The following is a 19,082-nucleotide window of genomic DNA, read 5'->3' as shown; positions in this document are numbered from 1 at the left end:
CCCCATGCCCTCGCCCCTCGCGCTGCTCGCCACGGCGGTGCTCGTTCTCACCGTCGCGGGCGCGGTCGCGGCAGTCCGCCGCTATCGTTCGCTGGCCCGTGAGCTGCACGCCCGTTCCGTCGTGCAGGCGGCGGCAGCCGAAAGGGCACGCCTCGCGGACGACTTGCACGACGCGCTCGGTCACCGGCTCGCTCGCCTGGCGCTGCGTGCCTCGGCGCTCGCGGTGACGGGCGTCCCGGACGCGGCGGACCTGCGGCGCGAGGCCGACGACGCGGTGCAGGACCTCCACCGTGTCGTCGACGTGCTGCGCGACGACACCCTGGAGCCCGTCGAGGACCTGGTCCGCGCGGCACGCGCGGTGGGGCTCGACGTCACTCTCACCGGGGCCGAGGGTGACGGTGCCGGTGCACCGCTCCTGCGGACCGTCGTGCGGGAGGGCCTCACCAACGCTGTCCGCCACGCGCCCGCCGAGCCGGTCCAGATCGACATCTCTCCCCGCGGCGTCACGGTCCTCAACCGTCTCGCAGCCGCCGGGTCGCGACCGGACGACGGCCGGGAGCCGTTCGGGCTGGACTCTCTCGAGCGACGCGTGCGCGCCGCGGGCGGGATGCTCTCCCACGGTGAGCGCGACGGATCGTTCGTGCTCGTGGTGAGCCTCCCGGCCCGTCCCGTCGCGCCCGACGGTGATCTCCCGCTGCCGCCGTCGGCGCTGCGCGTCTTCGTGCGGCAGGCCCTGCTGCCCGCGGCGGTGGTGGTGACGGGCCTCGTGCTCGCGTACTCGTGGGCGGCGCACGACGCCGTGCTCGACGAGGACGTGTTCGCCGGGATCGTCGTCGGGCAGGAGCGCGCCGCCGTCGAGGCCGAGCTGCCCGAGCGGGAGGCGCCGCTGCGCCCGGTCCGTGCCCCCGCCGCGGAGCATGGGTGGGACTGCGCGATCTACACGGACGGCAACTTCCCGCTCGCCATGGCCACCCTCCAGATCTGTTTCGACGGCGACGAGGTGGTCCGCACCGTCGACCTGCGGGAGCGCTCGTGGCTCTGAACGGGATCTCCGTCGTGGTGGCCGACGACGACCCGATCGTGCGGGCGAGCGTCTGCACGGTGCTGGGGGCCGACGGGCGGTTCGACGTCGTCGCGCAGGCGGACGACGGTCAGGGCGCCGTCGCGGTGGCACGTCGGCATCGGCCGGACGTCGCCCTCCTCGACATCCGCATGGCATCCCGCGAGGACGGCCTCGATGCCGCCGAGGCCCTGCGGGCCCAGCTGCCGACTACTGCTGTCGTGCTGCTGACCACGTTCGGCGAGGACGCGTACGTCGACCGGGCGCTGCGCGTCGGCGTCGCCGGGTTCCTGCTGAAGTCGGGCGACCCCGCGGCGTTGACGGACGGGCTGGCTGCAGCCGCGGCCGGGGGAGCGTGCCTCTCGCCGATCGTCGCGGCGCGGCTCATCCGTCACCTTGCGGGGGGGCTCGGCGTGCGCCCTGTCGACCGTCCTGCCGTCCTCGACAGCCTCACGCCCCGTGAGCGGGACGTGCTCGTCGCGATCGCGCGCGGGCTCTCGAACGCGGAGGTGGCCGCCACGCTCCACCTCACCGAGGGCACGGTCAAGGGCTACGTCAGCGCACTGTTCGACCGGCTGGGCGTGCGCAACCGGGTCGAGGCAGCGGTCCTGGCGCACACCGCGGGGCTCGTCCCCCAGGGCTAGCTGTCCTGACCTGCCAGGTTGTCGACGTGGCGGGGGACCTCCGCGAACGCCCGCACCGGGAACGTCCCGAACCCCTCGACCTTGGGCGGCACGGCGGTGAACCGCGCACCGCGCGACGGCACGGCACCCAGGTTCGTCAGGTGCTCGACGACGTGGATCCCCGCCGCGAGGAGCAGCGAGTGGGCGGGACGCGCCCCGCCGGAACTCACTGGGTCCGTGTCGTCGATGTTCAACGAGTCGATACCGACGAGCGTGACCCCCGCGTCGACGAGGTGCTGTGCGCCGGCCTCGGTGAGGAAGGGCGCGGGCTCCCCGTAGGCCGGGGTGCCGAAGTGTCGGTCCCAGCCGGTCTGGAGCAGCACCGCGGTCCCGGCCAGGTCGCGGTCGAAGAAGACCTCGGCGCCGATCCCGCGACGACCACCCCGCGCGGGGTCGACGACCTCGCTCAGCCGAAAGACCTCGGCAGGCAGCCCGACGAGCGACTCCAGCTCGAGCCCGGAGAGGTCGGTCCCGCCCGCGTACCGGTGGAAGGGGCTGTCGAGGTAGGTACCCGTGTTGCCGATCATGGTCAGGACGTCCATCGCGAACTGGGTCCCGGGCGCGTACTTCGCGACCGAGTCCGCCCGGGTCAGGAACGGCGTGATCGTCGGGGCGGGCAGGCCCGGGTAGGTCACGAGGCCCTCGCGCACGGTGTGGCTCAGGTCGACGAGCCGCGTCGCGCGGCCCGCTCCTTCGCGGGGTCCGGCCCCTTCGCCGACCCCAGCGTCACCGACGGCGCGACCGACCCCACGGCTCCCCACGTGCGGTTCCTCGACGAACGTCAGCCCCGTGATCTCGACCGACCCGACCAGTGCGAGGCCCAGGTGGCGGACCAGGAGGCGAGCGACGTCGTCGGGCACGAGGTCGCCCGACGGGACGTCGAGGCGGAAGCCCTCCGTGCGGAGGCTGCCACCGTTGGCGAAGGTCACGTGGGCGTCGAAGTGCGCGCGCTGCTCGGTCATCACCGGAGTCTCGCACCGCGGGCGGCCCACGGGAAGACGCAGCGAGGCCGCCGCCCCCGGAAGGGGACGACGGCCTCGTGGGCGACCGGGAAGGTCAGTACGTGCTGAGCTCGCCCGACGCGGCCAGCGCGGCGAAGGCGATGATGTAGACGACCCAGCCGATGGCTCCGAGCACCGTGAAGATGATGCTGAGGATGAGGCCCCACTTGGCGAGCTGGTTGTCGAAGCCGGCCTCGCGGGACTTCTTCTTGGCGATGGCGCTGACGACGATGCCCGCGATCGCGAAGACGAACGCCAGGACGAAGCCGACGATGCCGAGCGTCTTGCCCGGGTCCTCGACGGGGGCGCCGTAGTACTGCGGGGCCTGGTCGGACTGCGGGGCCTGCGGGGCGCCGTAGGGAGTGGTCACGGGGGTTTCTCGTTTCTCTCGCGCGCCCGAGCCTTGTCGGGAGCGTGGGGATCGTGGCAAGGAGTGCCACGGGAGTGCGGTGCTCATTGTGGAGGAAAACGGCGCGCCTGCACAGGGGTAATTCTCCCCATGGGGGTGAAAAGTTCTCAGCGGCTCTGCTCTCGGCAGAGCCGAGGCGGGCTCGGCGCTCGAGGTGGCCGCCGCGTCAGGTGCCGCGTCAGGCCGCGGCGCGGCTCGTCTCGCCCCGGAGGTGGTCGATCGTGTTCTGCACGTCGCGCAGCGTCGAACCGACGTCGGCGCCCTGTGCCACGGTCTTGTCGGCGACGTATCGGACCTGGGCCGAGGCCGCGTCGAGCGCGACCTGGGCGTCGGTGAGGGCGAGGACTGCGCGTCCGTCGCCGAACTCGTCGGTCGCAGCCTGCGCGAGCGCGGCGTTGGCCTCGTCCGTGGCGGCCTGGGCGTTCGCGACGGCGTCCTCCACCTCGAGGCGCAGGCCGGAGGGGAGCGTGGAGAGCTGTGTGCTGGCCTTCTCGAGGTCCTCGCCGATCGAGTCGACCTGACACTGCGTGTCCTCGATGAGCCGGGATACCTCGGCGGCCGATGCGGTCGCGCTCAGCGGCAGCATCATCGCGAGTGCGAGGAAGCTGGCGGCGGCGAGCCGGGCGGCAGGTCCTGATGTCTTCGGCGACGTCATGCCGAGAAGTCTGCCCGGTGAACCTGGGAAAAGACAGGGAGGACATGGAGGGCTCGTGGAGATTTCGCCCACGGCACACGCAGGGGCCGTCCTTCCGGCTCCGGCGGGGCGCCGGCGCGGCCCGTGCGCACGGGTAGCGTTGCTGCCGTGTCCCACCCCGTAGCCCTCGAGGCAGCCCGATGATCCGCCGCGCGCTGGCGCGCGCCTACTGGGCGGTGAGCCGGTGGACCCTGCGCACCGAGCAGCCCCCGACCGACCGCCCCGGCATCCTCATCGGCGCCCCGCACACCTCGAACTGGGACTTCGTGCTCATGCTCGCGATCTCGGCGAGCGTCGGCGTCAAGGTCCGCTGGCTCGGCAAGCACACGCTGTTCAAGGGCGTCGTGGGACCGTTCGCGCGGGCCCTCGGCGGGATCCCCGTGGACCGGACGGACCCGAGCCGAGTGGTCGACGACATCGTCTCGCGGGTCCGCACGGGCGAGGTCTTCTCGCTCGTCATCACGCCCGAGGGCACACGCAGCAAGGGCGAGTACTGGAAGTCGGGCTTCTACCGGATCGCGCGCGAGACGGGCATGCCCGTGACCCTGGGCTACGTCGACCGCACGACCATGACCGCGGGCCTGGGCCCCACGCTCGACCTCACGGGCGACGTCCGCGCCGACATGGGCCGCGTCCGCGCGTTCTACGCCGACAAGGCCGGGTTCGACCCGTCGCGCCGCACCGAGCCGCGCCTGCGCGAGGAGGACCGGCCCGCCCGCGGGGCGAGTGCCGCAGAGGGCGACCCGACGGTCTGACAGGGGCGGCGCCGTCGGGACCTCGTGGCCCCTCGGACCACGCGGCCCGACGGCGGTGCTTCCGTCACGGGGCTGCGGCGGCTCGCGTCGTCCTCGTCCAGGAGACGGGCCGTCCCCGGACCCGCTCGGCCTCAGCCCGCAGCCGGGTCTGTCGGTGCGTAGACCCGGAGCCCGCCGCGCACCATGGTGAGCGTCGCGTCGACGACGCGGTCGCCGTCGATCTCGAGCGTCTCGCCGTCGTGCGCGAGGATCACCGGGTCGTGCGGCGTGCCGTCCCCGAAGCGCAGCGCGAGGTCGGGCGTCGTCCACGAGTCGACCGCGAGGTGGCGTTCGAGAGGCTGGACGCGCTGCGCGAGCGAGGACGCTCCACCGCCCGCGACGGTCTCGAGGAACAGCCGGACCCTGCTGTAGCGCTTCTCGGCACGGCCCGTGCGGACGTCGAGCACGCCGTCGTCGAGCCGGATGCGCTCGACGGGCGCGAGGTTCTGCGGGACGTACTTGTTGACGCCCGCGAAGAACGACCAGTAGGAGCCGACCACGCCGTCCACGGACAGCCGCAGCGGGGCGGCCGAGCGCAGGACGCGCGAGGTGGCCCACACGGTCGCGGGCCACTTGCCCAGGCGCTTCTCGGCGCGCTCGCGCTGCGAGACGAGCTCGGGGTAGATGCCGAGCGAGAACGTGTTGAGCACCGTGAGCTGGTCCTCGCCGTCGACGCGCAGCTCGGCGACGTCGACGCTCACGCCCGAACCGGTCCGGACGGCGTCGACCGTCGCCGACATCGACGTGAGGTCGGCCGCCTTGGCGAAGTGGTTGAGCGTCCCGCCGGGCATGACCACGAGCGGGAGCCCGTGCTCCCGGGCGGCCGCAGCCGCGGTCGAGACGGTCCCGTCGCCACCGCTGATCCCGAGCGCGACGGCAGGGCGGACGCCGTCGGACTCCGTGCCGGGGCCCGCAGCCCCACCGGACCCCACGGGCACGCCGCGGGCCGCGCGGTCGTACAGCTCGCGCAGGTCGTCGCCCTCGGCGAGGACGTGCACCCGGGCCCTGGGGAGGTCACGGCGGAGGACCTCGAGCGGGTCCTCCTTGAGGAGACGCCCGGACCCGGCAGACGTGTTGACGACGACGAACAGGCCCTCGCCGTCGGCCAGCGCGGGCACGTCGGCGGGCGGCCCGGCGGGCACGTCGGGTGCGGGGCCCGGGGGAGAGGGCACGAGCCACCTGCCGAGCACGGCGAGCCCGACCCCGAGCGCGGCACCCCCGACGACGTCCGAGAACCAGTGCGCGCCCACGTGCAGCCGCGAGTACATGACCGCGCCGGCGACGGGCGCGACCACCAGCCCGGCGGCGGGCCACTCGAGGGCCACGCCCGTCGCGAACGCGGCAGCCGACGCCGAGTGACCGGACGGGAACGAGGGGGTGGTCGGGTAGCGGCGCAGCCGTCGCACGAGCGGCAGCACGTCCGCGGCGGGACGATCGCCACCGAACAGGCCCTTGCCGAGCAGGTTGGCGGCCGCGCTCGCGACGGCGAGCGTCCCCAGGCCCCGTACCGCCGCCCGGCGCCCTCGGGCACCCGTCGCGGCCAGCCCGGCGCCGAGCCCCATCCACAGGACGCTGTGGTTCGCCGCCGTCGAGAGCCGCACGAGCGCGGCATCGGCCTGCGGGCCGAGCCGTCGCCCGAAGGTCCGTTCGTTCATGCGGCGGTCGAGCCGGGCGATCGCGGGGAAGGCCTCGTGGGGCTTGATGAGGCCCGTGAAGCAGGGCTTCCGCCGGCGGTTCCGGACGGGGACGGAGGAGGACGACGGCATCCTTCCACCGTAGGGCCGCCCCGCCGGCCCTGCCCGCCCGCGCGCTGTGACGTCGAGCCCACGCTCCTGCGGGAGCGGCGCCGTCGGGCCTCCTGCTCGTCCGGCACCCTCGTTCTGACACAACTCCGATAAGTTCTCCCTATGGGCACCACCCCCGACCCCATCCGGGTCTTCCTCCTCGACGACCACGAGGTCGTCCGCCGTGGCGTCGCCGCCCTCCTCGAGGCCGAGGACGACATCCAGGTCGTCGGCGAGGCCGGCACGGCCGCGTCGGCGCTGCCGCGCATCCGTGCGGTGCGACCGGACGTCGCCGTGCTGGACGTGCGCCTGCCCGACGGCTCGGGCGTCGAGGTCTGCCGCGACGTGCGCTCCGAGATGCCGGAGATCGGCTGCCTCATGCTCACGTCCTTCGCGGACGACGAGGCGCTGTTCCAGGCCGTCCTCGCGGGGGCCTCGGGCTACGTCCTCAAGCAGATCCACGGCTCCGACCTCGTGGGTGCCGTGCGGACCATCGCGGGCGGCGGCTCGCTGCTCGACCCGGTGAGCACCGCGCGCATCCTCGACCGGCTGCGCACGCCGCAGGCCCAGGAGGTCGACCGCCTCGAGGGGCTCTCGCCCCAGGAGCGGCAGATCGTCGACCTGATCGGCGAGGGCATGACGAACCGCCAGATCGGTGAGCGCCTGTTCCTCGCGGAGAAGACCGTCAAGAACTACGTGTCGCACATCCTGTCGACGCTCGGGCTGCAGCGCCGCACGCAGGTCGCGGTCCTCGCGACCGAGATGCGCACCGAGGACCGCCCGCGCGGCTGAGCCGCACGGCCCGCTGGGCATCGCCCGACGGCGGAGCGTGGGTCGGGTGCGCGGGTCGCCCTGGCCAGCAGGTCCGGACCCCGCCCGAGGAACGACTCAGGCGTTGGGGATCCGCCACACGAGCGCGGTCCCGCGGCCCGTGGGCACAGCGGTCGACGGGGCGGCCTCGGGCGCCCCTGCGCCCACGACCTCCCGTGCCACGGCCTCGGCGGGCCCCACTGCGAGCTTCCCGCGCAGGGCCTCGGCGCGCGTCGCGAGGTTGTGCAGCCCGCCGCGGTGGTCGCCCGCGTCGACCCCTTCGCAGCCGATCCCGTCGTCGACCACCGACAGCGTGATGGCGTCGTCCGTGACCTTGAGCCGCACGTCGACGCGCGAGGCCCGTGCGTGCCGGGCCACGTTCGTGAGCGCCTCGCCGACCACGACCACGAGCTGGTCCGCGACCTCGGCGGGCACGAGCGACGAGTCGTCGCTCTCGATGATGACCGAGGGGGCGAACCCGAGCGCGGGGGTCACGGCGTCGGCCGCCGCGGTCAGGCGCTCCTGGAGGCTGGCCTCGGGGGGAGTCGTGGCCTGGAGCGCGAAGATCGTCGAGCGGATCTCCCGGATGGTGTCGTCGAGGTCGTTCACGGCCTCCTCGACGCGTGAGCGCACGATCTCGTTCTCGATGTGCTTGGTCGTGCTCATGAGCGTCATCGCGGACGCGAAGATCCGCTGGATGACGACGTCGTGCAGGTCGCGGGCGATGCGCTCGCGGTCCTCGAGCACCGCGACGCGGCGGCCGTCCTCGTAGAGACGGGCGTTGTCGACCGCGACGCCCGCGGCGGCGGCCAGGGCGCGGACCGCGGCCTCGTCGTCCTGCGTGAACGGGGAGCCGTCGCGCTTGTCCGTCAGGTAGAGGTTGCCGTAGACCGAGTCGCGGACCTGGATCGGCACGCCGAGGAACGAGTGCATGGGCGGGTGGCCCGCGGGGTAGCCCGACGCCGCGGGGTAGCCCTCGATCTTGTCGACCCGCAGGGGGTGCGGGTGCCGGATGACCTCGCCCAGCAGGCCGTGGCCGTGGGGCCAGTGGCTGATCGCCTCGACCTCGGAGTCCTCCATGCCGACGGGGACGAACCGGCCCAGCCGGTCGCCGTCGCGGACCCCGAGCGCGCCGTAGCGGGCTCCGGTGAGGTCCATGGCGGCCTCGACGATGCGGCGGAGCACGGTGTCGAGGTCGAGGTTGCTCGTGATGGCGACGACGGCGTCGAGCACGCGGTGCGCGACGGCGGACGGGAGGGACTCGGTCACCCACGTGAGTCTGTCAGATGTACGGACCGGAGCTGGCCTCGGGAGGACCGGGACGGTGCTCTCCCACTGGTGGTGGGTCTTCAGGTATTCCATGACGAACCCCCTCGATCTGGACAGTCCCGGCACCCGCCGCGGGTTCCGACGGGTGTGCCCCCGGCCGGTCGGCGGGTGGCCGACCGGCCGGGGAAAGAGCGACGGCCCTCCGGGAGGTGACCGGGAGGGCCGTCGGGCGGGCCGGGGTCTCGCGTTCCCCGTGATTCCCGCGTCTACCTGGGTGTATCGCCGTGGCGAGCGGATCGCGTCGCCGAACCGGGGATCAGACCAACCAGGAGTTCTTGCGGACGAGCGGCAGGCTCTTCCACTGTCGGCCGAGGCCGAGGGTGTCGCCGGCGCCGATCATGGCCAGCGAGATGATCGCGAGGGCCTCGACGACGTGGCTGTCGATGATGGGGTTGGTGGTCAGGGGCAGCGACGCGAGGTACATGAAGCCGAGGAGGACGGTCCCGGCGATCGCCGCGATCCGCATCCCGATCCCGAGCATCAGGGCGAGCCCGATCCCGAGGAGGCCCGCCATGAAGAGCCAGTCGGCCCAGGCCGCGCCGGCCATCCCGTTGAAGAAGTTCGCGAACGGTCCCTGGACCCCGCCGAGGAAGCCGGCCGTGGGGCTGCCCCCGTTGATCCAGGCCCGCTCTGAGGGGGTCGAGAACCCGAGCCCGAAGGTCTTGTCGAGGAAGGCCCACACGAAGTAGAAGCCCATGACGATCCGGAAGATCCCCAGGACGATCTGGGTCGGGAGGGTGCCGCGGACCGCGAGGCTCGCGGTCGTGGTCGCCCCGGTGACCTCGTGGGGGACGGCACGTACTGCTCGGGCCGAGCGGGCCGAGCTGGCCGGGCGTTCGATCGTTGCACTCATGTCGTCTGTCTTCCTCGTCTCCAGGACCGGATCCCCTTCCGGTTCGTTGACTCCATTCCACCGGAGCGCGAGGGGCGTGACCTGGGGCGAAGGTCGAGGATTCCGGGGGACCTAGGTCCCGTCGTGAGGCTCGGCGCGGACGCAGCGGCAGGGTCAGGAGAACGCGGGATACCCGCCCGACGGCGAAGGTCCCCACTCGCGCTCGGCCCACGCGACGCCGTCGGACAGGAGGGACGCGATGCCCGGGGTGACCTCCCGCAGGTGCTCGGCGCCCCAGCGCCACCGGGACAGCACGAGCTGGCGGTACGACGGCGAGCGCCCCTCGGGCCCCACGCGCGGGCGGTCCTCGACCGCTCCGTCGAGCAGCCAGCCCGTCATCGCGAGGATCCAGCCTGCGCAGGCGACCAGCACGTCGTGGGTCCAGGCGGGCTCGACGACGGCGTCGGGAAGGTGTCGGCCGAGCCCCGCGGTGAACGCCGCGAGGAGCTCGTCGGTCAGGCCGGGCGGCGGGTCGAACACGCACCAGCACGTCGAGAACGGCATGAGCGTGTAGGCGGCGTCGAGCGCGGGGTGGTGGGCCGTGGTGTCCTCGAGGTCGAGGAAGACCCAGCCGGCGGGTGTGAGGACGGCGTTGTCGGGACACGTGTCGCCCGGGGAGACGACGACGGCGCTCCCCGGCGCACGCAGGCTCGCGAGGGCCTCGAGGTCGTCGTGCAGGAACGCGAGGGTCGCGTCGAGCGGGTCGCGCGCGAGGTCCGTGGGCGTCGGCAGGGCCGCGACGAGCCGGTGCACCCCGGCGCGGGCGTCCGCGTCGAGGTCCCACCCGCGCACGACGCCGCGGGCCGCGAGCTCGGCCGAGAACCGCTCGACGTGCGGCCCCGAGGCGCCCGCGAGCTCGCCGAGCGCGGTCGCCCACGAGAGGGCTCCGTGCCAGGCGGCGTCGCGGTCGGTGCCGAGCAGCAGGTCGGCGAGCGTGGGCCCGTCGCCGACGTCGCTCATGACGACCAGGCTGTGCGCCTCGTCCACCCCCAGGAGCACGGGCGTGCGGTCGAGCGCCAGGAGCCCCGCGACCTCGTGCTCGAACGGGAACCCGTGCACGCCAGGGCCGTCGAGAAACCGCTTGACGACGACCGTGCTGCCCGGGGCGTGCGCGGCGGCGCGGGTCGTGTCGAGGCGGTCGGTCGTGAGCCCCGCGACGACGCGGGCACGGACGACGAGGGATCTCGTCGACCCGCCGAGGGCCTCGGGCTCGGTGAGCGCGGCCCCCAGCGCGGCGCCTGCGAGCGCGAGGGTCTCGTCGAGGTCGGGCACGGGCGTGCGGGAGAGCGCTGGCTCGGGCGGGGGAGCGGCGGACGGCATGCCTCAGTCTGCCCCGTGGGCTCCTCGCCCGGCCGGGTGCGACACGGCCGTCAGGACGTGGCGTCCTCGACGTCGGCCGACAGCTTGTCGACCTCCGTGCGGAGCTCGTCGAGCTTCGAGCTCACCGCCTGGTCGGCCGACTCGACCGCGTCGGACGCGGACTGGAGCCGTGCCGAGGCCTCGTCGAGCCGGGTGCGTGCCTCGGCGACGCGCTGCTCCGCCTCCGCCTTGGTGTCCTCGCTCGCGGTCGCGGCCTCGTCGATCGCGGCCTGGAGATCCTGCGACGCGGTCCGTGCCGAGGTCACGGCCTCCTCGACCTGGGCGCGCTTGTCCTCGGGCAGGGAGCCGAGCCCGTCGACGAGCGACTGCACGTCGGCACCGATGGTCTCGGCCTGGGCCTTGGCGTCGTTCAGGAGCTGGTCGAGCTGGTCGCTCGTGATGGTGAACTCGGGGAGGGTGATGCTCCCGTCGTCGCCGCAGGCGCCGAGCAGGGACGTGGACAGGACGAGCGCGAGCCCGACGGCGGCACTCCGGCGGGGGCGTCGGGTGCGCTGCGCGGGGGGCGCCTGGAACGAGGTCGAGGTGTCCATGTGCCCATTGTGCTCGCGCAACCTGAGAAGTCACCCTCAGTGTTCATCCAGGAGGGGTGGCGTACACGCCGTTCGTCGTCCAGGCTTGAGTTTGGCCTTTCTCGCGATAGCCTCGCTACGTCGAAAGACGCAAGACCGGACAATTGGAGTCTCGTGGTGACCTTGCCGACGCACCGTGTGCGTTCACGCCGCCCTGCGGGAGCAGCAGTGAGCCCGCACGACGAGGCAGGCTCGGTCGCCGGCTCGTCCCTCCCCGTCGCCCCTGAGGCGGCGACCGACGCTCCAGCTCCTCCTCCTTCTTCCACGACGCCTCCGTGCCTCGCGGCGAGCGCTCGCCCGCGCCACACGTCCCGCGCGGTCCCGTGGATCCTCTCGACCACGCTCGTGCTCGGGTCGGTCATGACCGTCGGGTTCGTGGGGTCGTCGATCACGCACCGTGAGTCCTGGTCGGTCGAGTACGCCGCGCCGGAGACCCCGACCCCGGGTGCCGCGTTCGGCGTGCTCCCCGCCGCCTACGAACCGCCGCACGAGGACGTCCAGCTCGAACGGGTCGTCGCTGCGGTCGACCGCAGCGACGAGTACATCGCGACCGAGGCGCAGGTCCCGGACGGTGTCCTCCAGGCCCGCTCGGAGCTCGGCATGCTGCTGGCCACCTACCAGGCGCAGCAGGCTGCTGCCGGTGGGAGCGCTCCAGGAACGAGCGGCGGGACCGGCACGAGCGGGGCAGGGAGCTTCTTCCTGGACGGCCTGGCCACCCCGCCCGCCCCTGCACCGTTGTCTCCGCTGGCACCGGTCGCCCCCGTCACGCCCGAGGCCCCCGGGTCGTCCGGCGTGGTCGAGGGGCCGGGGCCCACGGCAGCACCCGCGGACGTCGCGGACGCCGCCGCGGCGTCGAGCACCGTGTCGTCCGGCCTGCCCGCGGGGTACGTGCCGGCAGGCGCCGCGGACGCCCTGGCGACCGACCTCGCTCCGGTCTCGCCCGAGCCCACGGCGCCGGTGGCTCCGGACGCGGAGGGCGGGGACACACCGTCGGGCACGGGTCCGGACGGTGCGGTGGCTCCCGACGGCACCGTCCTTCCCGAGGGCACGGTCCTTCCCGACGGGACGGTCGAGGACGGTGACGGGGTACCGCTCCCCGGCGGCCTGACCGGCGACCCGACCGACGAGGACGCCCCCGACCACGACGACCTGGTGACGCTCGACGACGTCGTCGTCGCCGCGACGCGGCTCGCAGAGCTCATGGGCCCGTCCTACGCGCTGGCGCCCGGCGACGTCCTGCCGGCCGCAGGCATCACGGCTCCAGCCGGCGGCACGCTCGCCGACCAGCTCGCGGCCGTGGTCGCCAAGTACGCCGACAGCACCGCGCAGTACGGCAACGGACTCCTGCCGGACTCGGTGCTCTGCGGTCTCGACTTCGCCTCCGGGCACAGCCTGCGCTGCGACGCCGCGGAGCAGCTCAACGCGCTCGCGGCCGAGTACCAGAAGGAGTTCGGCAAGCCGCTCCGCATCACCGACTCGTACCGCAGCTACGACGCGCAGGTCGCGGTCAAGGCCGCCAAGCCGTACCTCGCCGCCGTGCCGGGCACCTCGCAGCACGGCTGGGGTCTGGCGATCGACGTCGGGCAGCCCGTCTCCACGGGCCGCAGCGCCGAGTACCTGTGGATGCGGCTGCACGCACCGGACTACGGGTGGGACAACCCGTCGTGGGCGCGGCTCGACGGCCGCAAGCCCGAGCCCTGGCACTTCGAGTTCTACGCGGCGGGCGCCATGCCGGACCGCTACACCGGGGGAGCCCCCGCGACGCCGTCGGCCCCTCCCGTGAAGCCGACGACCCCGCCCACCACACCTCCCACGACTCCGCCGAGCCCGGCCCCCACGCCGAACCCGACGCCCACGACGCCCGCGCCGACGGACCCGCCGACCCCGACGGACCCGCCGACGACGACGCCGCCGACCACGACGCCGCCGACCGAGACGCCGGACCCGACGGACCCGCCCACGACGACGCCGCCGACCGAGACGCCGGACCCGACGGACCCGCCCACGACCACCCCGCCGACCGAGACGCCGACGGCTCCGCCGACCTCGACGCCGGACCCGACCCCCACTGCGACACCGACCTCGGACCCGACGTCCACGGCCTTCGCGACCGAGGAGCCCACGGCGACCCCGTGACGACCGCACGACGAGCGGCGCGCGTCCCCGCGAGGGGGCGCGCGCCGCTCGCGTCTCACCTACCTGTGCTCTCCGGCGGCGTCGGGTCGAGAGGCGGGGGTGGCGGCAGGCGGGCGGGACCAGCCCGGGAATCCCGGGAATGCGGTCGCAAGGCGCGGAGGCGACCGCGTAGGGTGGAGCCCATGTGGATCTGAGCCTGCTCGCGAGACCCCCTTCCTCTCGCGCCCCGACGTCGCCCCGCGACGTGACGACCTCGTCGCGTCCCGGCAGCGCTCGACGTCGGTAGGCAGCCTCCTGTGCCGCCGTGGCGCCCTTCCAGTCAGGTGACCCCATGCCCCATGCCTCTCCGTCCCTCCTCACTGCCACGGACCTCACCAAGTCCTACGGCGACCGCACGGTCCTGGCGGGGGTGAGCCTCGCCGTCGACCCCGGCCACCGGACCGGTCTGGTCGGTGAGAACGGCGTCGGCAAGTCGACGCTGCTGCGGCTTCTCGCGGGGGTCGAGGACCCCGACTCCGGGGTCGTCACCCGCCCGGCCGACCTCGGCTACCTGCACCAGGAGTTCCCCTACGGTCCGACGACGACCGTCGGCGAGGTCGTCGAGGACGCCCTCGCGGGGGTCCGGGAGATCGAGCGTGAGCTCGAGGCGGCCGCTGCGGCCCTCGCTTCGTTGTCAGAACCTGGCCGGGGTGCAGCCCGGCCCAGCTCTGACGACGGGTCCGCCGCCGTCGATGCCCTCACCGCGGCCTACGACCTGGCCCTGGCGCGCGCCGAGCAGTCGGACGTGTGGGGGGCCGACGCCCGTGCCTCCCGCGCGCTGGCGGGCCTGGGCCTCGACGTGATCCACCGCGGCCGCCTGGTCGCGCGGCTCTCGGGCGGTCAGCGCACGCGCCTCGGCCTCGCGGCGCTCCTCATCCGCCAGCCCGGCGCGCTCCTGCTCGACGAGCCGACCAACCACCTGGACGACGAGGCCGCCGAGTTCCTCGCGACCGCGCTGCGCGCGCTGCCCGGGGCCGTGCTCCTCGCGAGCCACGACCGGGTGTTCCTCGACGAGGTCTGCACCGAGATCCTCGACCTCGACCCCTCGCAGGAGGCCAGCTCCGCGGGTCGCACGGGCGGCACGCTGTACGCGGGGACCTACCGCGACTACCTGCGGGCCAAGCGCGTCGAGCGTGCCCGCTGGGAGCAGCAGTTCGCGGCCGAGCAGGACGAGCTCAAGGCGCTGCGGCGGTCGGTCGCGACCACGGCCCGCAACGTCTCGCACAACCGTGAGCGCGGCAACCAGTCCAAGCTGCTCTACGACGCCAAGGGCGAGCGCGTGCAGTCGCAGGTCTCCCGGCGCGTGCGCAACGCCCAGCAGCGCCTCGACACGCTCGAGGCCGAGCAGGTGCGCAAGCCCCCGGAGCCGCTGCGGTTCGCGCCGCCGCACCTCGTGCGCGAGCGGGCGACGAGCTCGTCGCCCGGGCGGTCGGGCGGTCGGCGCGGCTCCCAGGGGGCGTCGAACGGCACCGACGGCCTGGCGCTCTGGGCGCGTGACGTCGTCGTGCAGGGAGGGGCGACCGAGCCCGACCCCGCGACGCCTGGCCGTCCCCGCCTCGACCTGCGGGCCGCGGGGGTGCCGTCGATCGACCTCGCGCCGGGCGCCAAGCTCCTCGTGACCGGGGCCAACGGCTCGGGCAAGTCGACGCTGCTCCACGTGCTGGCGGGGGACCTCGTGCCGACGTCGGGCAGCGTGGGGCGTGCGCGAGGCGTCGAGGTCGCCCTGCTGGAGCAGGACGTCCGCCTGCACGACGACGAACGCACCCCGCGCGACCTGCTCGCCCTCATCACGGGTCAGGACCCCGCCGACCGCCCGCTCGTGAACGCGCACGGCCTCGTCGCACCACGCGACCTGGACCGACCGCTCGGGATGCTGAGCGTGGGCCAGCGGCGACGCGTGGTCCTCGCGATGCTCGTGACGCAGGCCCCCGACGTGCTGCTCCTCGACGAGCCGACCAACCACATCTCGCTCGCGCTCGCCGAGGAGCTCATGGCCGCGGTCGAGACGTGGCCGGGGGCCGTGGTGGTCGCCTCGCACGACCGGTGGCTGCGGCGGACCTGGAAGGGCGACGTGGTGCACCTCGGCTGACGGCTGCGTGCAGGGAGCTCGGGGAGACCCGGCGGCTCCCCGGCTCGGTCGAGCGCCCGAGCCGCGCGGTGGCTAGGCCTGCACCTCGACGGGCACGGTCAGCCGCGAGCGGATCTCGTGGACGACCTGCTTCTGGACCTCGACCGGCGGCGACCCGTCAGGGTAGATGCCCAGCAGGGTCGCGAGCCGGAGCTGGGCCTCCTGCAGGTCGGCGAGCCGGCGGCTCTCGGCCGCACCGCCCGCGCGTCGGGCCGCCTTGCGCACCGCCCGCCGCGCGTGGACGGACCGCAGCGCCTCCATCTCGCCCGGCGTCACGACGTCCGCGGGCTGGTCGGCGAGGACCGTCTCGAACCAGTGGTGGTCGATGCTCCGGGCGTAGCGGAAGACCAGGACGAACGCGAGGATCAGGACCACGTACTTGAGGAAGACCGACGCGAAGACGCCGGCCTCGGACGACGAGAGGAAGATCTCGGGGGCGTTCCACGCGAAGTGCAGGGCCCAGGCGAGCAGGTACGCCCCGAGGGCCACGCCGATGCGCCGGGCCACGGAGATGCGGAACGCGGTGAGCGCGTAGGCCACGCCGAACCCGGCGATCGCGCTGAACATCACGTGCGCGCCGAACCCGACCAGGACCCTGCTCAGCCCGACCTGGAGCGCGCCCACGGCGTCCGAGTTCGGGTCCATGATCGCGCCCTGCACGATGTAGCTGATGTTCTCGCTGACCTCGAACCCCAGGCCCACCATGGCTCCGTAGACCAGCCCGTTGAGCGGCCGGGTCACGTGCGCGCGCCCCGCGTAGAGGACCAGGACCACACCGAGGACCTTGATGAGCTCCTCGTCGGTCGGCCCCGCGAGGGCGGCCGACCAGGAGGCCAGGCCGACGCGCTCGAGCGCGGAGATCAGGTGGTCGTTCGCGACCACGACGATGGTCGGTGCGGCCACGAAGCCCCACGCGTAGGCCGCGAGCAGCAGGGGGCCCGGCTCGTCCTCGAACAGGTCGAGACGGCGGATGATCGCCGTGAGCAGCAGCGTGACGAGCGCGGCGAGCAGGACCCCGATCCCGAGGCCCTCCGGGGTGAGCAGCGCGTCCTGGCGGGCCGTCAGGAGCATCGAGAACCCGGTCACGACCAGGCAGACCCAGTAGAGCCAGGTCGCCCACTGGTAGTGGGGGAACAGGCCACGCCGCCGTCTCGCGGGAGCGCCCGTGGGCAGGACCACGGGGACGTTGCGGAGCTGGTCGGTCATGAGATCGTCACCGCCTTCACGAGGGTGGCCACGGCCTCGGCCTGGGCCTGCAGGTCCGACGACGTCCCGTACGCGAGGATCGAGACGCCTCCCTGGGCGTACTGCCGGGTGACCTTGACCGTGAGCGCTGCCGCGGCGGGGCCGTCCGACCGGAAGACGCCCGAGACCTCGGCCGGGTCGCCCTCGGAGACGATCCGGGCGTCGTACAGGCTCGTGCCGGTCGAGAGCTCGGCGAGCCGGGCCCGCCGTGCGAAGAAGACGTTCGCGTTCTCGACCCCCGACGCGACCTCGATCTGGACGCTGACGCCTGCGCGGTCCACGGTGAGGCTCGCGCCCTCGAACGTCGACTCGCTCGCGTCGCCCGACGGGCTGATGTCGGCCGTCGTGGACCATCCCTCGGGGAACCGGATCGTCGCGGTCGAGGCGCCGTCGGACACCGTCACGATCCTCCCGGCGGGGATCTCGGTCTCGGTGGGCGGGGTGCCCTCGTCGACGGCGGTCGGGACGAGCCACAGGGCGACCATGGCCAGCAGCACGAGGGTCGTCGCGACCGACCCGACGCGATCCATCCCGAAGCGTCCGCGACGCTCGGGCCGCAGGAGCGGGGGAGGTTCCGGTTGCATCGTGCTCCTCGGGTCGGGGCGGCGGGACGTCCCTCCGATGCAAGCACCGGGCGCGGCGGACCGCGACCGCTGGCCGGCGGGGACGACGGGGGGAGGAGACGTGGACGAACTGTGCGGGCCGTTCTCTCGGGCGGTGGGTGTCGGCGGCGGGGCCTAGGGTCTGAGGAATGAGCGAAGAGCGAGCACGCGCCGCACTCGAGGCGTCCGGGATCGACTTCACGATCACCCGGCACGGCCCGGTGGGCTCCCTCGAGGAGGCCGCGGAAGCGCGCGGGATCGACCCGGCGAACATCGTCAAGACGCTCGTGGTCCGCCGTGGTGACGACGACTACCTGTTCGTCCTGGTGCCCGGCGACCGGACCATCTCGTGGCCCAAGCTCAGGTCTCTCCTGGGGGTCTCGCGGCTGTCCATGCCGGACAAGGACGTCGCCCGCGAGGTCACCGGGTACGAGCGCGGCACCATCACGCCGTTCGGCTCCACGACCGCGTGGCCGGTCGTCGCGGACTCGCGCGTCGTCTTCCGCGAGGTGGGGGACGTCGTCGGGCAGGACGAGGGAGGGGCGGACCTTCTCGGTGAGCCCGACGGCGCCTCGCCGCTCGTCTCGATCGGCGGGGGCGCGTTCGGCGTCGCGGCGACCGTCGACGGAGCGCGACTTGCCGCCGTCCTGGGCGCGCAGGTCGCGGACGTGACCGACCCGGTCTAGCCTCACAGGGTTTGACCATCACGGGTCCCGCCCTCGGGAACACCGTTCATTGCCCGATCGTTGACCAGGAGGACGGTCCGCGAGGACCAGCCTCACCGACTGACGGAGCACGAGAAAGCATGACCATCCCCAGCACCTTGGACGCAGGCATCACCTACGAGGCGACCCCGGAGGGGTCTCTCATCACGCTGTGGGGAGAGATCGACGCAGCCTTGCGGGACCGCGCGAGCGACGCGATGGCGCAGGTCATCACGCACCCAGGTCCCGTGACGATCGACGTCGGTCGGGTGACCTTCATCGACTCCTCGGGCATCGCCTTCATCCTGCAGGTCTACATGCTGGGCTCCGAGGACGGACGCCCCGTGGTCCTGCAGGATCCGACGAGCACGCTCGAGGACCTGCTGGAGATGATCGGCATGGGCGGCACCATCCCCGTCGTGCGGACGGCTTCCGCGGGGTCCTAGGCGTCGTCGCGGCGGTCCTCGACCGCGGGCGGGGTGCCCCACGGGGCGCCCGCGTCGGCGGGCCGTGCGGGCTCGATCCGGTCACGGACGGGCGGCTCGATCCGCTGCGTCTCGTCCGGGGCGGGGAGCTCGTGCGGCAGCTTCTGCCGGAACGCCGAGAAGTACAGGCCCACGAGCACGCCCCCGACCATCATGATCGGGAGCTGTGCGGCGCTGAACCACATCGCCGAGGAGGCCACGAGCAGGCCGAACGTGACGGGGACGGCGACGTCCAGGGTCCTGCGGTCCACGGGGCCTCCGGTGCTGATCGGTGTGAACGAGGAGCGTAGCGCGCGGGCGGGTGCGGCCCGAGCGCGTGTCACGCCTCGGCACCCGCC

General features: G+C 73.6%; 19 protein-coding genes. 8 read left to right on the top strand and 11 right to left on the bottom strand.

Going from position 1 to position 19,082, the window contains the following annotated elements; all coding sequences use genetic code 11:
- Positions 1-4: 4 nt before the first annotated feature.
- Entirely contained in the window at positions 5-1,042 is a 1,038-nt protein-coding gene (locus tag ASE27_RS17440; protein ID WP_056653346.1) for a sensor histidine kinase, read from the top strand.
- The gene (locus ASE27_RS17435) at positions 1,033-1,704 is read left to right on the top strand and encodes a response regulator transcription factor (RefSeq protein ID WP_235534473.1); all 672 of its coding nucleotides are present in this window, start codon (positions 1,033-1,035) and stop codon (positions 1,702-1,704) included. The genes ASE27_RS17440 and ASE27_RS17435 overlap by 10 nt, the downstream gene beginning before the upstream one ends.
- Here ASE27_RS17435 and ASE27_RS17430 read toward each other — a convergent pair.
- The 3 genes from ASE27_RS17430 to ASE27_RS17420 all read right to left on the bottom strand — a co-directional run bounded on the left by ASE27_RS17430 (position 1,701) and on the right by ASE27_RS17420 (position 3,808).
- Positions 1,701-2,705 (bottom strand): cyclase family protein, encoded by a 1,005-nt coding sequence (locus ASE27_RS17430; RefSeq protein ID WP_056653344.1) that lies wholly within the window; start codon positions 2,703-2,705, stop codon positions 1,701-1,703. The genes ASE27_RS17435 and ASE27_RS17430 overlap by 4 nt on opposite strands.
- 94 nt (positions 2,706-2,799) lie before the next feature.
- Positions 2,800-3,114, bottom strand: a complete 315-nt coding sequence (locus ASE27_RS17425) for a DUF4190 domain-containing protein (RefSeq protein ID WP_197487085.1) — start codon at positions 3,112-3,114, stop codon at positions 2,800-2,802.
- Positions 3,115-3,331: 217 nt separating this feature from the next.
- The gene (locus tag ASE27_RS17420; protein ID WP_056653341.1) at positions 3,332-3,808 is read right to left on the bottom strand and encodes a hypothetical protein; all 477 of its coding nucleotides are present in this window, start codon (positions 3,806-3,808) and stop codon (positions 3,332-3,334) included.
- A gap of 179 nt (positions 3,809-3,987) precedes the next feature.
- Between ASE27_RS17420 and ASE27_RS17415 the strand changes: the two genes are divergently transcribed.
- Positions 3,988-4,602 carry a 1-acyl-sn-glycerol-3-phosphate acyltransferase gene (locus ASE27_RS17415; RefSeq protein WP_056653338.1) on the top strand — a complete coding sequence of 205 codons (615 nt, stop codon included), beginning with the start codon at positions 3,988-3,990 and terminating at the stop codon, positions 4,600-4,602.
- A gap of 131 nt (positions 4,603-4,733) precedes the next feature.
- Here ASE27_RS17415 and ASE27_RS17410 read toward each other — a convergent pair whose 3' ends face one another.
- Positions 4,734-6,407 (bottom strand): bifunctional phosphatase PAP2/diacylglycerol kinase family protein, encoded by a 1,674-nt coding sequence (locus ASE27_RS17410; protein WP_056653335.1) that lies wholly within the window; start codon positions 6,405-6,407, stop codon positions 4,734-4,736.
- A 141-nt stretch (positions 6,408-6,548) separates the two neighbouring features.
- On the opposite strand from ASE27_RS17410, the gene ASE27_RS17405 reads away from it, so the two are divergent.
- A complete protein-coding gene (locus ASE27_RS17405) occupies positions 6,549-7,217 on the top strand; it encodes a response regulator transcription factor (protein ID WP_056653332.1) in 669 nt (222 codons plus the stop codon).
- A 96-nt stretch (positions 7,218-7,313) separates the two neighbouring features.
- Here ASE27_RS17405 and ASE27_RS17400 read toward each other — a convergent pair whose 3' ends face one another.
- The 4 genes from ASE27_RS17400 to ASE27_RS17385 all read right to left on the bottom strand — a co-directional run bounded on the left by ASE27_RS17400 (position 7,314) and on the right by ASE27_RS17385 (position 11,366).
- On the bottom strand, positions 7,314-8,504 hold the full coding sequence (locus tag ASE27_RS17400) for a GAF domain-containing sensor histidine kinase (RefSeq protein ID WP_056653329.1): 1,191 nt from the start codon (positions 8,502-8,504) through the stop codon (positions 7,314-7,316).
- 316 nt (positions 8,505-8,820) lie between these two features.
- On the bottom strand, positions 8,821-9,417 hold the full coding sequence (locus ASE27_RS17395) for a hypothetical protein (protein WP_082609073.1): 597 nt from the start codon (positions 9,415-9,417) through the stop codon (positions 8,821-8,823).
- A 153-nt stretch (positions 9,418-9,570) separates the two neighbouring features.
- Complete coding sequence (locus ASE27_RS17390) at positions 9,571-10,776, bottom strand: hypothetical protein (protein ID WP_056653326.1); 1,206 nt, start codon at positions 10,774-10,776, stop codon at positions 9,571-9,573.
- A gap of 50 nt (positions 10,777-10,826) precedes the next feature.
- Entirely contained in the window at positions 10,827-11,366 is a 540-nt protein-coding gene (locus ASE27_RS17385; RefSeq protein WP_056653324.1) for a hypothetical protein, read from the bottom strand.
- A gap of 207 nt (positions 11,367-11,573) precedes the next feature.
- Between ASE27_RS17385 and ASE27_RS17380 the strand changes: the two genes are divergently transcribed.
- Both ASE27_RS17380 and ASE27_RS17375 read left to right on the top strand, forming a co-directional pair.
- Positions 11,574-13,541 (top strand): D-alanyl-D-alanine carboxypeptidase family protein, encoded by a 1,968-nt coding sequence (locus ASE27_RS17380; protein ID WP_056653320.1) that lies wholly within the window; start codon positions 11,574-11,576, stop codon positions 13,539-13,541.
- A 331-nt stretch (positions 13,542-13,872) separates the two neighbouring features.
- Positions 13,873-15,669 (top strand): ABC-F family ATP-binding cassette domain-containing protein, encoded by a 1,797-nt coding sequence (locus tag ASE27_RS17375; protein WP_056653318.1) that lies wholly within the window; start codon positions 13,873-13,875, stop codon positions 15,667-15,669.
- Positions 15,670-15,741: 72 nt separating this feature from the next.
- On the opposite strand, the gene ASE27_RS17370 is transcribed toward ASE27_RS17375, so the two are convergent.
- Both ASE27_RS17370 and ASE27_RS20375 read right to left on the bottom strand, forming a co-directional pair.
- On the bottom strand, positions 15,742-16,914 hold the full coding sequence (locus ASE27_RS17370) for a PrsW family intramembrane metalloprotease (protein ID WP_056653315.1): 1,173 nt from the start codon (positions 16,912-16,914) through the stop codon (positions 15,742-15,744).
- A complete protein-coding gene (locus ASE27_RS20375) occupies positions 16,911-17,537 on the bottom strand; it encodes a hypothetical protein (protein WP_056764294.1) in 627 nt (208 codons plus the stop codon). Before ASE27_RS20375 ends, ASE27_RS17370 begins: the two co-directional genes overlap by 4 nt.
- Positions 17,538-17,704: 167 nt before the next feature.
- On the opposite strand from ASE27_RS20375, the gene ASE27_RS17360 reads away from it, so the two are divergent.
- Both ASE27_RS17360 and ASE27_RS17355 read left to right on the top strand, forming a co-directional pair.
- Positions 17,705-18,241: an aminoacyl-tRNA deacylase gene (locus ASE27_RS17360; protein ID WP_056653308.1), complete on the top strand. Its 537-nt coding sequence runs from the start codon at positions 17,705-17,707 to the stop codon at positions 18,239-18,241.
- A 119-nt stretch (positions 18,242-18,360) separates the two neighbouring features.
- A complete protein-coding gene (locus ASE27_RS17355) occupies positions 18,361-18,705 on the top strand; it encodes an STAS domain-containing protein (RefSeq protein WP_056653305.1) in 345 nt (114 codons plus the stop codon).
- Here the strand turns inward: ASE27_RS17355 and ASE27_RS17350 are convergent.
- The gene (locus tag ASE27_RS17350; RefSeq protein WP_056653301.1) at positions 18,702-18,995 is read right to left on the bottom strand and encodes a hypothetical protein; all 294 of its coding nucleotides are present in this window, start codon (positions 18,993-18,995) and stop codon (positions 18,702-18,704) included. The two genes, ASE27_RS17355 and ASE27_RS17350, sit on opposite strands and share 4 nt — an antisense overlap.
- Positions 18,996-19,082: the final 87 nt, after the last annotated feature.

Source organism: Oerskovia sp. Root918 (genome assembly GCF_001428945.1).
Taxonomy (GTDB): domain Bacteria; phylum Actinomycetota; class Actinomycetes; order Actinomycetales; family Cellulomonadaceae; genus Oerskovia; species Oerskovia enterophila.
Note: the sequence above shows the minus strand (reverse complement) of the source record. Positions and strands in the feature narration are given on the sequence as shown.